Below are 13,482 nucleotides of genomic sequence, written 5' to 3' on the forward strand. Positions count from 1 at the left end.
TCGGTAGGTCAGCCGGACGGTGTGGGGCTCGGCACAACCGACGACTGGCCCGTCGGCGGTGTCGCTGCACCGGTGTTGTACTGCTTGAACCTCTTCGTGGCGTCGTCCAGCTTCGCGTACGCCTGGCCGAGCTCGGTGAAGTTGCTGTTCTGCTGGGCCCTCTTGATGTCGGCCAGCGCCGCGTCGATGTCGTTGACCGCCTTCTGCAGCTCAGGGCTCAGCGCCCCGTTGGTCGGCGGCGTGGTCGACGGCGGCGTGGAGGTCTGGCCGTTGCCGGTGTTGTCGCTCGGCGGCGGCACGACCGCGCCGGCACCGCTGAGGACCTGGTCCAGCGCCTCGTTCAACGTGGACGCGTAGCCGACCCGGTCGCCGTACCAGACGAGCACCTTGGACAGCTGCGGGTACGACGTGTTGTTGGACGCGCGCTCGATGTAGACGGGTTCGACGTAGAGCAGCGCTCCGCCCACGGGAAGCGTGAGCAGGTTGCCGTAGACGACGGTCGTCTTCTGCTGGGTCAGCAGGTTGAGCTCGCGGCTGACGTTGTCCGACGTGAGGAACTGCGTCTGGATCTGTTGCGGACCCTTGGCGTCCTGACTGAGCTGCAACACGCTGATCTTGCCGTAGTTGTCCGGGTCGGATCCGACCGAGACGTGGGCCGCCATGAACTCGCGGTTCTCCCGCACGAGCGGGCTGGTCAGCTGGAAGCGGACCTTGCTCGGGTCGCTCGGGTCACCGGCGAGGACGTAGAACGGCGGCTGGGCGTCCCTGCGCTTGCTCGCCGCGTCGCGCTGGGCGTCGGCCGTCGTCACGTTGTCGATCGTCGGGTCCTGCGGCGGTGCCCAGTAGGCGACACCGGAGTAGAAGTCCGACGGCGACGAGACGTGGTACTTCGACAGGATCTGCCGCTGCACCTTGAACAGGTCCTCGGGGTAGCGGAAGTGCTGGCGCAGCTCGTTCGAGATCTCGCTGCCGGGCTTCACCGTGTTCGGGAAGACGCCCATCCACGCCTTGAGGACCGGGTCCTTGTCGTCGATCTGGTACAGGTTCACCGAGCCGTCGTAGGCGTCCACAGTGGCCTTGACCGAGTTGCGGATGTAGTTGACGGGCTTGTTGACCTGCGAGATGACGACGCCGTCCGCGGTGAGCGAGTCGTTCGTCGCGTCACCGAGCTGGGTGCGCTGCGCGTACGGGTAGTTCTCCAGCGTGGTGTATCCGTCGACGATCCACGTGATGCGGCCGTTGACGACGGCCGGGTACGGGTCGCTGTCCACCGTGAGCCACGGGGCGACGGCCTGCACGCGGTCGCGCGGGGTGCGCTTGAAGAGGATCTTCGAGTCGTCCGCGATCGACTGGTTGAAGAGGATGTTGCGCTCGCCGTAGTAGGCCGCGAAGGCGAGCTTGTCGAACAGGCCGCCGATCGGGACGCCACCGGTGCCGGTGTAGGTGTAGGACTTGGCGTCCGTGTCGTACTCCGCCGCCGAACCGGCCGGGCGGCCGCCGACGATCGAGTAGTCGTTCTGGCCGAACAGCTCGCCGTAGTAGGTGCGCGGCTGGTCGACCTTGATGCCGTTCTGCACGTTGCCGACGTCGCCGTTGGACTTGACCTCACCGGTCTTGAAGTCCGGGTAGCCGCCGTTGGACTCGTCGGCGACCGCGTTCACCTTGTTCGCCTCGGCGTAGACGAAGCCGTTGCCGTGCGTGTAGATGAGGTGCTGGTTGATCCAGTCGCGCTGGCCCTGCGGCAGGCTGTCGAGCTTCAGCTCGCGCACCGCGACGATGTAGTCGCGCAGCTTCCCGTCCACTGTGTACCGGTCGACGTCGAGCTTGTTCGGGAAGCCGTAGAACGGCCGCAGCTGCTGGAACTGCGTGAAGGTGCGCGACAGCACCGCCGGGTCGAGCAGGCGGATGTTGCCGAGCGTCGCCGCGTCGTTGGTCTTGACCTGGTCGTTGCTGACGTTCTGCTTGCCCTCGTAGGGCTTCGTCTCGACCTTGTCGTCGGTCAGCCCGAACGACTGCCGTGTCGCCGCGATGTTGCGGGTGATCGACTCGGCTTCCTTCTGGATGGCGTTCGGCTTGACCGAGAACTGCTCCAGCACCGCGGGCCACGCCGCACCGACGAGCACGCTCGACAGCACCAGCAGGACGGTCGCGATGGCGGGCAGCTGCACGTTGCGCATGAACGCGCCCGCGAAGAACGCGACGGCGCAGAACACCGCGATGCACAGCAGGATCAGCTTGGCGGGCAGCACCGCGTTGAGGTCGGTGTAGCTCGCACCGACGAACTTCTCGTTCTCGTGCAGCAGCAGCGTGTACCGGTCGAAGAAGTACGCGACCGCCTTCAGCAGCACGAACGTGCCGGCGACGAGCGCCAGGTGCAGCCGCGCGGGGCCGGAGAGCTGACCGCCGCGACCGGCCAGCCGGATGCCGCCGAACAGGTAGTGCGCGATCACCGCGCCGATGAACGACACCGCGACCGTGATGAACAGCCACGACAGCAGCCACTCGTAGAACGGCAGCTGGAACGCGTAGAAGCCGATGTCGTGCCCGAACTGGGGGTCGGTCACGCCGAACGGCTGGGAGTTCAGGAACAGCTGGATCTGCTGCCAGTCGTCCTGCGCCGACGCGCCCGCGATCAGCCCGACGAACACCGGGATGCCGATCGCGAACAGACGCATCCGCCGCATCACGACGGTCCGGTAGCGCGCCACCGGGTCGTCCGGTCCGGACACCGGCACGAACACCGGCCGGGCCCGGTAGGCGAGGTAGAGGTTGAGCGCGACGATGCCGCCGACGACGGCGCCGGCGGCCACGAAGAGCGCCAGCCGGGTGAGGAGCACTGTGCTGTAGACGTCGCGGAATTTCACCTCGCCGAACCACAGCCAGTTCACGTAGGTGTCGAGCAGCCGCGATCCCGTGATGAGACCGAACAGGAGCACAACACCTACGATGAGCAGTATTCGGCTGCGCCGGGACAGTTTCGGCAGTCCGACCGGAGGCCGTGTGGCCACGAGGCACGCTCCTGGATCGCGGTATTTCGTTACGTACGTTTAGTCCAACTCTACGGACGACGCCCTGGGTTCCCGTGAAGCCCGCAGTCTTACGATGACACGCGTGTCAGCAAGTGAAACGCCAGCGGTCATCCTCCCGACGGTCGCCCGCGAGGTTGAGGAGTTCGTAGCGGCAGGCGGCTGGGAGCAGCCTCCGCAACTCTTCGCCCTCGTGGCCACCTCAGACCTGATCGACCAGCAGCCGGAGCTGCGCAGCCAGCTCGACCCGGAGTCGAGCCCGCTGACCCCGATCGCCCAGGACGCCCTGGACGGCGACCTGGCCGACGCGCTCGCGGGCATCGAATGGCCCCCGGCCGTCACCGGCTGCGCCCTGGCCCAGGAGATCGTCGTGCTGCCCCCGGAGGCGGAGACGGAACTGAGCCACGGCGACCTGGACGACGAGGCGGCCCGCCAGTTCGCGGCCGCACACCCGGCACGGCGCGAGGCCCGCCTGGTGGCGGTGGTGCTGCGCGACGGCTCGGTCTCGTGCCTGCTGCGGCTGCGCGGCACGGTCGAGGTGCCAGAGGAGGTCGTCGAGCACCCCGAGCTGGCGCCCAACCTCACCGACGCCCTGCTCGCCACGCTGCGGCCCTAGTCGTCACGTCCCCAGGCTGGCACAACCCCGGCGCGTGCTCGCGCCGGGGTTGATCTCGTCGCCCGGTGTTCGCGGCAAGCGGACAGCGATTTCTCGGTGGCGACGGCACGAGACGGCTGCCTACGGTCCCGGTATGACCGTCGACCTCTGGGCAACGATGCACACGCCGATCTCCCTCGAGGAGCTCGTCACGGGTGCGCGCGACACCACGGGTCGGCTTCTGGGAATCGACGACCCGCCCGCCGTCCACGTCTTCGCGGACCCGCAGTGGGGCGATGCCGGACTCGTGTACGCCGGCCGTCGCCTCGACTCGGCCGAACAGCGCTCCCTGGTGGTCGCGGAGCACGACCGGGACGCGCCCGCCGACCGGTCGAGCCGCCGCTGGTTCCGCTTCACCACCTCGGCGGGAGGCAGTGCGGTGGCGGTCGCGTTCGACCACGTCGAACCGTCCTTCGGTCCTGAGCGAACCTGTGCCGGCGTCGTGGTCGCGACCGCGCTCGCCCTCACCGCCGCCGAGCGGGGCGGCGGTGAGTTCGTCGACATCACCATCTTCATGCTGGAGCCGCCGGAGCCCTCACCGCAGCGGGTGGTCGAGCTGACGAGGCTGCCCGACCGCGGCCCCGACTTCGGGCCGCGGTGCGAGCGGTACCTGCGCCAGTTCGCCGGCCTGGACGGGTGGCCTCCGGCCGTGCTGACCTGATCAGGTCAGCAGCTCGGCGTGTCCTTGCCGGAGTTGAGCGCCTCCAGCGACGACACGGCGTCCGACAGGTTCTCGACCTTGATCAGCTTGAGGTCCGCCGGCGCCTGCTGCTTCGCGTCCGTGCAGTTGGCGGCGGGCACGAGGAACGCCTGCGCGCCCGCCTCCTTCGCGGCGACCATCTTGAACGCGATGCCGCCGATGGGCTTCACCGTGCCGTCGCCCGCGATCTCGCCGGTGCCCGCGATGGCCTTGCCGCCGTTGAGCTCGCCCGGCGTCAGCTTGTCGACGATCGCCAGCGCGAAGATCAGGCCGGCCGAGGGGCCGCCGACGTCGGAGAGGCTGATCTTGATTTTGAACGGCACGTCGGCGCGGTCGACCGGCGAGATGCCGATGAAGCCGGCGGGACGGCCGTCGTCACGCGTGCCGAGGGTGAGCTGGGTCGACTGGGAGGTGCCGTCCTTCTCGAACGCCACCTCGATGCGGTCGCCCGGCTTGGTGTTCTCCAGGGCGCTGCTGACGTCGGCGGCGCTCTGCACCTGCTTGCCGTTGACCGAGATGATGCGGGCGCCGAGCGGGATGATGTTCTCCGCGGGGCTGCCCTTGGTGACCTGGTTCGCGATCACCATGCCCGGATACTTGAGGTAGTGCAGCGCGGCGACCTCGGCGGAGGTCTGCGACTCGCTGAACGCGAGCTCGTTGTTCTTCTGCACCTCCTCCTCCGACTCGCCGGGCTTGAAGAACTCCTCGCGCGGCGCCAGGGCGTAGCGGCCCGACAGCCACAGGCCCAGTGCGCCGAACAGCGAGACGTCGTCGGTGAGCGAGACCGTCGTCATGCGCAGGGTTCCCTTGGTGGGGAACGTGTCCTGGCCGTCCACCGAGACGACGTCGGTGTCCTTGACCTTGCCGAGCACGTCGTAGGTGGGGCCGGGGCCCAGCGCGACGTACGGGACTCTGGCGAAACCGCCGAGCAGTCCGAGCGCCGCCACCACTAGGAAGCTGACGATCAGCGTCCACGTCCGGCGGGTCAGTCCGCGTTCTCTCGGCGGGAGCGCTGGTGGGGGTGCGGTCGTGACGGTTTCACTCACGGCTGAACAGCGTACGACCATGTCTATCCGCGTACGGTAGAGGCATGAGTGACGTGCCGTTCGGGTTCAGCCCGCACGACCCCGACGACAAGAGCGGGAAGCCTGGAGACAACCCGTTCGACTTCAGCCAGCTGGGCAACATGCTCAGTCAGCTGGGCTCCATGCTGAGCAACGCGGGGTCGTCGAGCGGGCCGGTCAACTACGACCTCGCGAAGCAGATCGCGTTCCAGCAGCTGTCCTCGACGACGACCACCATCGGGTTCGCCTCCGACCAGTCGAGCGCGGTCACCGACGCCGTGCACCTGGCCGAGATGTGGCTGGACCCGGTCACGTCACTGCCCGCGGGCACCCGCACGACGCAGGCGTGGACGGCGCGCGACTGGATCGAGCGCACCATCCCCACCTGGCAGCGCCTGTGCGACCCGGTCGCGCAGCGCATGTCCGGCGCGTGGGTCGAGGCGATGCCCGCCGAGGCGAAGCAGGCGGCCGGTCCGCTGCTCGCGATGCTCGGGCAGATGGGCGGCATGGCGTTCGGCTCGCAGCTGGGCAACGCGCTCGCGCAGCTCGGTTCCGAGGTGCTCACCTCGACCGACGTCGGCCTGCCGCTCGGGCCCGAGGGCACGTCGGCCCTGCTGCCGGCGAACATCGAGAAGTTCACCGAGGGCCTCGAGCGTCCCGCGTCCGAGGTGATGGTGTTCCTGGCCGCCCGCGAGGCAGCCCACCAGCGGCTCTTCACGCACGTGCCGTGGCTGCGGCAGCGCCTGCTCGACACCGTCGAGGAGTTCGCCAAGGGCATCAAGGTCGACACCTCGGCGCTGGAGCAGCTCGCGGGCCAGATCGACCCGTCGAACCCGGCCTCCATCGAGGAGGCCATGAGTTCGGGCCTGCTCGAGCCGCAGACCACGCCGGAGCAGAAGGCCGCGCTCAACCGCCTCGAGACGCTCCTCGCGCTCGTCGAGGGCTGGGTGGACGTCGTGGTCGACGCCGCCGTCGCCGACCGGCTGCCCGGTGCTCCCGCCCTGCGCGAGACGCTGCGCCGCCGCCGTGCCTCCGGTGGCCCGGCCGAGCAGACGTTCGCGACGCTCGTGGGCCTGGAACTGCGCCCGCGCAAGCTGCGGGCCGCCTCCGCGCTGTGGAAGCTCATCGGCGACCAGCACGGCGTCGAGGTGCGCGACAGCGTGTGGGAGCACGCCGAGCTCGTCCCGACCGCCGAGGACCTCGACGACCCGCTGGAGTTCGCCGAGCGCCTGACCAACACCCGCAAGGCTCTTGAGGACCCGATCGCCGAGCTGGAGCGCACCATGCGCGAGGACGGCGAGAAGGGCGGCAAGCCCGAAGAGGCCTGACCTGAGTTCTGAACGCCGCGCCCGGTGAGGAGTTCCCTCACCGGGCGCTTCGCGTTCGAGGCCTCGGCGCACACCGTCGCCGAGGGTTTCCGTGGTCGATCGTCAGTCTTCCGAGATCCCCCAGCCTGCGGCGGCCGAGAGGCCCTCCAGATAGCCCATGGCCCGCTCGGTCTTCTGGTAGCGGTGGACCCACTCCCAGAAGTCCTTGCCGTGCCCTGGCACCAGCAGGTGCGCGAGTTCGTGCACCAGCACGTAGTCGAGCACCCACGGCGGCACGTCGCGCAGCCGTTCGGACACGCGGATCGTGCCCTCCGTCGGCGTGCACGACGCCCAACGCGTGCGCATGGGCGGCACCCAGCGCACGCTCACCGGTTCGGCCAGCGCGTCGAGATAACGCGCCGACAGTTCGGCGCAACGCGCCATGAGCGCCTCGTCCGATGTGCGCGCAGGGGACTTCCTGCGCGTCTCACTGCGCTGGAGGCGGCTCAACATCTCCGCCACCCAGTGCTTCTCTTCCCCCTTGGTCATCCGTGCCGGCAGAAGGACGACGACGGTGTCGCCCTCCCGGTACGCGCTGACCATGCGGCGGCGCCGGGGGCTCCGCCGCACTTCCACCCGCGGTTCGGCCATGCAGTCACCGTAAACGTCGTCACCGACAATTTTCGGCCCCCAACCGGCGGCAGGCGCGCACCCGGCGGGTGAAGTTCCACCGAACGGCGGCTGGACACGCGCGGGATCGACATGCGCGGTTTCGCACGCCTGCGGAGGTACCGTCGCGCCAAGGTCCCCGAGTGTGTCCGCACTCACAACTGCAAGGGAGGGGCTGTGGCCGACACCTACAACGGCTACTGCGTCAAGTGTCGCGAGAAGCGCGACTTCGACGGAAACGTCGAGGAGACCAATGGGCGGCGCATGGCGAAGGGCACCTGCCCTGTCTGCGGTACGAAGATGACGCGGATCCTCGGCAAGGCCAAGGTCTGACGTTTGCGCTGGCAGGGGGCCCCGCCCCCTGCCAGTCTCTACCCTCGTGGACACAAGACCCCGTGTGCGTGCAGGACTGGCCGTGGTGCGCAGAGCCCCCGGCGTCGTCCAGGTCGGCACCGACCCGAAACACGCCGTCGTCATCGACTCGCTGCCCGAGGCGGTGGTCGACGAACTGATCACCCTCGACGGCCGCCACACCGTCGCTGAACTGGGTGAGAGGCTGAAATCCCGGGGCGAGGACCCCACCCAGCTGAGTGAAGTTCTCGTCTCACTCGAAGAAGCCGGCCTGCTCGACGACGGCCCGCCTTCTAGGGGCGGGACGGCCGCGGTCCACGGGTCCGGGCACCTCGCCCTCTCCATCACTTCGCTTCTGGCTGAATCCAGCGTTCAGCTCGCGCACAACGCCGATCTGACGGTGCTGGCGGCGACGCAGGTCCCCGATCCGAACCTCGTGAGCACGCTGATGGCGTTCCGGACGCCGCATCTGGCCGTGCGCGTGCGTGAGGGCGTGGGCATCGTCGGACCGCTGGTGCTGCCTGGCCGTTCTTCCTGCCTGAACTGCGCGGACCTGCACCGCGCCGACCAGGATCCGGCGTGGCCCGTCATCGCCGCCCAGCTCGCGAACCGACCGGCCTCCACCGACGTGCTGTTCGCGTCGGGAACGGCGGCGCTGGCGGTGGCGCAGATCCTGGAGTCGTTGATCTACGTCCGCGGCCGCGACCTGGCTCCGCCGCCCGTGCTGAACGCCACTCTCGAACTCGACCTCGCGGCGGGCGTCGCTGAGAGGCGAAGCTGGTATCCGCACCCTGACTGTCAGTGCTCCGCACATAACATGGCCGAGTGACCGAGATTCCGCGCAAGGCCGTGCAGCGCACCGCCAAGCTGGCGAGCCTCCCGCTCGGGGTGGCCGGCCGGGTTGTCGGCGGCTGGGGAAAGCGACTGACCGGACGCGCGGCCGACGAGGTCAACGCCGAGGTGACGGCCAAGACGGCGGAACAGGTCTTCGCGGTGCTGGGCCAGCTCAAGGGCGGCGCGATGAAGTTCGGCCAGGCCCTGAGCGTGTTCGAGGCCGCGGTTCCTGACGAGTTGGCGGCGCCGTACCGCGAGGCGCTGACGAAGCTGCAGACCGCCGCCCCGCCGATGCCCGCCCGCACCACGCACCGCGTGCTCGCCGAACAGCTCGGCGCGTCCTGGGCGAAGCGCTTCCAGGAGTTCGACGACAACCCGGCCGCGTCGGCGTCCATCGGCCAGGTGCACCGCGCCGTGTGGCACGACGGCCGCGACGTGGCGGTGAAGGTCCAGTACCCCGGCGCGGACGAGGCCCTGCGCGCCGACCTGAAGCAGCTGCTGCGGTTCAGCCGGCTGCTGCAGGCGATCATGCCCGGCACCGACGTGCGCCCCCTGCTGGAGGAGCTGCGCGACCGGTACCTGGAGGAGCTCGACTACCGCGACGAGGCCGCGAACCAGCGCACGTTCGCGAAGGCCTTCGAGAACGACCCGCACGTCCTGGTCCCCCGCGTCATCGCCTCGTCGCCCAAGGTCATGGTGACCGAGTGGACGTCGGGTGTGGGCCTGGCCCACATCATCCGCGAGGGCACCGCGGAGGACCGCGACCTGGCGGGCCAGCTGCTCGCCGAGTTCCACTTCTCGGCCCCGTCGCGCTCTGGCCTGCTGCACGCCGACCCGCACCCCGGCAACTTCATGCTGGGCGACGACGGCCGCCTGCGCGTGCTCGACTTCGGCGCCGTCGCCCGCCTCCCGGACGGCCTGCCGAAGACGCTCGGCCTGATGACCAGGCTGGCGCTGGACGGCCGCTCCGCCGACCTGGTCGAGCTGCTGCGCACCGAGAACTTCATCCGCGAGGGCATGGAACTGCACGGCGAGGACGTGCTCGGCTACCTGGCACCGTTCGTGGAGCCGCTGCGCGCCGAGTCGTTCCACTTCACCCGCCGCTGGCTGCAGTCGCAGGCCGAACGGGTGGGTGATCTGCGCAGCCCGGACTCGCAGACGGGCCGTTCGTTGAACCTGCCGCCGCAATACCTGCTGATTCACCGCGTGACAATGGGAGCGACGGGCATTCTCTGCCAGTTGGACGCCCATGTGACCGCACGCGAAATCGTCGCGCGCTGGCAGCCGGGATTCGACGACTAACTCGTCCGAGTGAACCTGGCCGAAGTTGTCCACAGGTTGGCTTCAGCCCGGGTTTACCTGCCTTCCCCTGCGCCACGATGAACGCATGACACACATCGCGACCACCGCTGAGCTGCGCAAATCCGGTATCTCCTCGCGGGAGATCCTGCGTCACTGCACCCCCGCCGGGTCGTGGCAGCAGCTGCTGCCCGGCGTAGTTCTGACCAAGCCGTCACCGGCGACCAGGCTTGATCGGCTGCGCGCCGTCCTTTCCTTTGCCGGCCCTTCCTCGGTGATCACGGGAGCCGACGCACTGGTTCGCCAAGGCGCAGCACTTCCCCTTCCACGGCACATTCACGTGCTCGCGGGAAGCAATGCGCGAAGAGCACACCCGTGGATTCTGCTCGAACGCACCAGCCGTCCGCCGGACGTGGTGGAGCGGCACGGGCTGCGGCTGGCCGGTCCCGCGCGGGCTGCTCTGGACCTCGCTCGGCGAGAGCTGAACCCGCGGGCCGTCGTGGAGATCCTCGACGCCGTGGTGGGGGCGCGGCTGTGCTCGCCGGCGGATCTCGCGGAGGAGTTGCGGGTGAGCAGCCGGAGGGGAACGGCGCTGGTCAGGCAGGCCTTAAGCCACCTCTACCCGACCTGACGACCCAACGCCTGCGGTAGGCGCCGCCGCAGATCGGTGTGGTCATGTTCAGCGTCGCGCGGGCACTGCCGCCCGGCCTCGGAGGCGGCCCCTCGTTCGGGAGACAGCCCACACCGACGGGCTTCGCGTCGCTTCAACCGACGCGCGATCCCGCTCGCCGACTCCACCCGATCGGACCGCCGACCCTCATCACATCCGAGACACCGCAGGTCAGCTGCCACGGTCCTGATCACCGGCAGCGTGCCGAGCGCCGCGCGATCCCGCTCGTCAACTCCACCCGATCGGACCGCCGACCCTCACCACACCCGAGACACCACAGGTCAGCCACCACGGTCCTGACCACCGGCAGCATGCCTAGCGCCGCGCGATTCCTCTCGTCGACCCACCCAAGCGGACCGCCGACCTCCACCACACCCAAGACACCACAGGTCAGCCACCACGGTCCTGACCACCGGCAGCATGCCTAGCGCCGCGCGATTCCTCTCGTCGACCCACCCGAGCAGACCGCCGACCTTCACCACATCCGAGACAACACAGGTCCACCAACGCGGTCCTGACCACCGAAGGCATGCCAGGCGTCGCACGACCCCGCTCATCAACCCCACCCGAGCGGACCGCCACCACATCCGGGACGTCGCAGGTCAGCACATTCCTGGCCACCGGAGACACGCCGGGCGCCGCGCGACCCCGCTCGCCAACCCCACCTCAGCGGGCCGCCGACCCCCACCACACCCAAGACACCGCAGGTCAGCCAGCACGGCCCTGACCACCGGCGCCACATGCCGAGCGCCGCGCCAGCGCCACCTTCAGACAACGGAGGCAGGCCTCAGCCCCACACCCAGCGGACGACGTTCACCAACGCGGCCCACACCCACGGGCCCGCGTCACCTCACCCGCCGCGCGACCCGCGGACCAGGTGAGTCAGCGCCAGTACTCGTCCGGCAGCTTGCCCTCGATGTCCCGCACGTGGGTCTTCGAGCACACCTGACACAACCACCGGATCGAGCCACCGGTCCGCTCGGACGACCAGGCCAGGAACTCCAGGTCGGAAACGGAGGAACGCAGCCGCCCGCATCTGTGGCAGGCGGTCACCGGCGCCGTCCCACGTGCACGGTGTCGGTCTCCAGCAGGAACACGTCCTCGCGGGCGCCCGCGTACTCCGAGTCGGAGGGGTTGAGCAGGCGGCGCAGTGCGTCGCGGTCTGCCGGGTGCAGGTGCGGGCCGGTGATCTCGGACAGCCAGGTCAGGCGGTCGACCGCCCAGTCGCGGACGAGTTGCTTGGCCGGGGCCGGGTGGTCGACGACGAAGCTGAAGGCGCTGATCTCGCCGAGGCCCGCGTCGGCCAGGGCCACGTTCCAGCCGACCGGGAGGCGGACGGAGCCCTTCATGTTCTCGCGCATCGCCGTGAACCACGACGCGCGGGCCGCGGCCATGCGGTCCTGGAGGCCGGGTGCGCCGACGCCGAGGTCCCACGGGAGGAAGCGGGTTTCGAGGCCGCCTTCCGCGAGTGCCAGCCAGCCGCCGGGAGCCAAGGCTTCTACCAGGCGTTTCACCCCGCGCAACTGATCAGGGAGGTGGTGGATCACCCGCGATCCCCAGATGAGCTCGACCGGGCCGGCGAACGACAGCGGGTCTTCCGCGGCGAGGTCTGCCAGCACGGGCTTCACCGTGACGACGCCGTCGCCTTCGGTGCGGGCCGCGGCGCAGGCGGCGTCCAGCAGTTCGGGCGTGGCGTCGACCAGCACGAGAACGCCTCCGCCGTGCTCGCGCAGGGCCGAAACGAGCGGCACGCTCATCGAACCGGCGCCGCAGCCGACGTCCATCACCACCGGCGAGTCCGGCAGTGGGGCGACGAGCCTGCGCGCGACCGAGGACAAGGCCTCCGCCTGCAGCGAGCCGTAGCGCCTCATCGCGTGGAGGCGGGCGGACCAGTCGATTCCGTCGTGAGTGTGGTGCGGCACAAAGGGAACGGTACGGAGGAACGGCCGAGGCCGCCATCCACCTTCTCGTGGATGACGGCCTCAGCTCGAGACTGTCAGAGGTCGAAGCGAGCCGCTCTGCGTCCCGCCCATCGCGACAACCTGCGCCAACGTTGCGCTGACGCGAGGCGGTTCGCCAGGCGTTGCTCTTCCGCGAACCTCTGGGCTTCTTGTATTCGTATTCGCACGAGTTCTTCATTCAGAGACATGGGTGTCAGGCCCTCGTTCAGGTAGGTGGGGAACGCGCTGTTGCTGAGCTGGTCGGTGTTCACGCCGCCGCCTCCGTCTTGCTGGCAGTGACAACGGTCGCGTCCTTGCGCGGACGGCCACGAGGGCGCTTCCGCGCGATGACGACACCGCGCTCGAAGATCTCTCCACCCCAGACGCCCCAAGGCTCGTGACGTGCGATCGCGCCGGCGAGGCACTCCGCGAGAACCGGGCAGGTCCCGCAGAAGGACTTCGCCTTCTCGAGGTCAGCAGGCGCGTCGGCGAACCAGAGGTCGGGGTTGTGGGTGCGGCAGGGGATGTCCAGCCCCTCCGCGAGGTCCGGAAGTGTCTCGCCCGTGAGCGGGACAGTCGCGGTCAACATCAGGGTTTTCTCCTTGTGTGGGGTACAGCAAAAAACACGAAAGCCGCGGACTCTTGGCGAGTCCGCGGCTTTCGTGAGCCTGGTGGTCCTTCGACCCTCTATGGGGTCGGCAGGAGCCTTCTCACTTGATGCGCGGACAGCGCATTCGTGTAGTTGTCGACGTCATCGATGACCGGCAGCGCGATCGGCTGCTCGCTGCCCAGTTCCGAGACAGTCAGAGCGGTGCCGCGCAGAGCGGTGCCCCGCTCACGGCCCAGCAGTGCCACTGGCTTGTGGGCAGAGGTGTGCCACATGGCCTGAGCGGATGCGGACGTGCAGATGCCCTCGGTCAACGGGAGGCCGAGCGCGCGAGAGATGCTGAAGATCTTCACAACGGGC

General features: G+C 69.2%; 14 protein-coding genes. 7 read left to right on the forward strand and 7 right to left on the reverse strand.

The annotated features are described in order from the left end of the window. Positions 1 to 8 precede the first annotated feature (8 nt). The gene (locus tag ACH413_RS37305; protein ID WP_360039653.1) at positions 9 to 3,008 is read right to left on the reverse strand and encodes a UPF0182 family protein; all 3,000 of its coding nucleotides are present in this window, start codon (positions 3,006 to 3,008) and stop codon (positions 9 to 11) included. 94 nt (positions 3,009 to 3,102) lie between these two features. Here ACH413_RS37305 and ACH413_RS37310 point away from each other — a divergent pair, with 94 nt between their 5' ends. Further along, complete coding sequence (locus ACH413_RS37310) at positions 3,103 to 3,642, forward strand: PPA1309 family protein (protein WP_093598216.1); 540 nt, start codon at positions 3,103 to 3,105, stop codon at positions 3,640 to 3,642. 133 nt (positions 3,643 to 3,775) lie between these two features. After that, positions 3,776 to 4,342: a hypothetical protein gene (locus tag ACH413_RS37315; protein WP_360039650.1), complete on the forward strand. Its 567-nt coding sequence runs from the start codon at positions 3,776 to 3,778 to the stop codon at positions 4,340 to 4,342. A 5-nt stretch (positions 4,343 to 4,347) separates the two neighbouring features. On the opposite strand, the gene ACH413_RS37320 is transcribed toward ACH413_RS37315, so the two are convergent. Beyond that, on the reverse strand, positions 4,348 to 5,427 hold the full coding sequence (locus ACH413_RS37320; protein WP_360039647.1) for a PDZ domain-containing protein: 1,080 nt from the start codon (positions 5,425 to 5,427) through the stop codon (positions 4,348 to 4,350). Positions 5,428 to 5,471: 44 nt separating this feature from the next. Between ACH413_RS37320 and ACH413_RS37325 the strand changes: the two genes are divergently transcribed. Then, positions 5,472 to 6,773: a zinc-dependent metalloprotease gene (locus ACH413_RS37325; protein WP_360039644.1), complete on the forward strand. Its 1,302-nt coding sequence runs from the start codon at positions 5,472 to 5,474 to the stop codon at positions 6,771 to 6,773. Between the two features lie 102 nt (positions 6,774 to 6,875). On the opposite strand, the gene ACH413_RS37330 is transcribed toward ACH413_RS37325, so the two are convergent. Then, positions 6,876 to 7,403 (reverse strand): M48 family metallopeptidase, encoded by a 528-nt coding sequence (locus ACH413_RS37330; protein ID WP_360039641.1) that lies wholly within the window; start codon positions 7,401 to 7,403, stop codon positions 6,876 to 6,878. A gap of 195 nt (positions 7,404 to 7,598) precedes the next feature. On the opposite strand from ACH413_RS37330, the gene ACH413_RS37335 reads away from it, so the two are divergent. From ACH413_RS37335 to ACH413_RS37350, 4 genes are all read left to right on the forward strand, one after another. Further along, the gene (locus tag ACH413_RS37335) at positions 7,599 to 7,754 is read left to right on the forward strand and encodes a DUF5679 domain-containing protein (protein ID WP_169746029.1); all 156 of its coding nucleotides are present in this window, start codon (positions 7,599 to 7,601) and stop codon (positions 7,752 to 7,754) included. 82 nt (positions 7,755 to 7,836) lie between these two features. Then, complete coding sequence (locus ACH413_RS37340) at positions 7,837 to 8,601, forward strand: TOMM precursor leader peptide-binding protein (RefSeq protein ID WP_360039638.1); 765 nt, start codon at positions 7,837 to 7,839, stop codon at positions 8,599 to 8,601. Then, positions 8,598 to 9,908, forward strand: a complete 1,311-nt coding sequence (locus ACH413_RS37345) for an AarF/UbiB family protein (protein ID WP_360039635.1) — start codon at positions 8,598 to 8,600, stop codon at positions 9,906 to 9,908. The genes ACH413_RS37340 and ACH413_RS37345 overlap by 4 nt, the downstream gene beginning before the upstream one ends. Positions 9,909 to 9,993: 85 nt before the next feature. Next, positions 9,994 to 10,536, forward strand: a complete 543-nt coding sequence (locus tag ACH413_RS37350; RefSeq protein ID WP_360039632.1) for a hypothetical protein — start codon at positions 9,994 to 9,996, stop codon at positions 10,534 to 10,536. Between the two features lie 921 nt (positions 10,537 to 11,457). Here the strand turns inward: ACH413_RS37350 and ACH413_RS37355 are convergent. From ACH413_RS37355 to ACH413_RS37370, 4 genes are all read right to left on the reverse strand, one after another. After that, positions 11,458 to 11,628, reverse strand: coding sequence for a hypothetical protein (locus ACH413_RS37355; protein ID WP_330270783.1), 171 nt, complete (start codon positions 11,626 to 11,628; stop codon positions 11,458 to 11,460). Then, the gene (locus ACH413_RS37360) at positions 11,625 to 12,497 is read right to left on the reverse strand and encodes a methyltransferase (RefSeq protein ID WP_360039629.1); all 873 of its coding nucleotides are present in this window, start codon (positions 12,495 to 12,497) and stop codon (positions 11,625 to 11,627) included. Before ACH413_RS37360 ends, ACH413_RS37355 begins: the two co-directional genes overlap by 4 nt. A gap of 286 nt (positions 12,498 to 12,783) precedes the next feature. Further along, on the reverse strand, positions 12,784 to 13,104 hold the full coding sequence (locus ACH413_RS37365; RefSeq protein WP_093598193.1) for a WhiB family transcriptional regulator: 321 nt from the start codon (positions 13,102 to 13,104) through the stop codon (positions 12,784 to 12,786). 98 nt (positions 13,105 to 13,202) lie between these two features. Further along, entirely contained in the window at positions 13,203 to 13,475 is a 273-nt protein-coding gene (locus ACH413_RS37370; RefSeq protein WP_319977888.1) for a hypothetical protein, read from the reverse strand. Positions 13,476 to 13,482 lie beyond the last annotated feature (7 nt).

The sequence above is a fragment of the Lentzea sp. NPDC020367 genome (assembly GCF_044387305.1).
Taxonomy (GTDB): Bacteria; Actinomycetota; Actinomycetes; order Mycobacteriales; family Pseudonocardiaceae; genus Lentzea.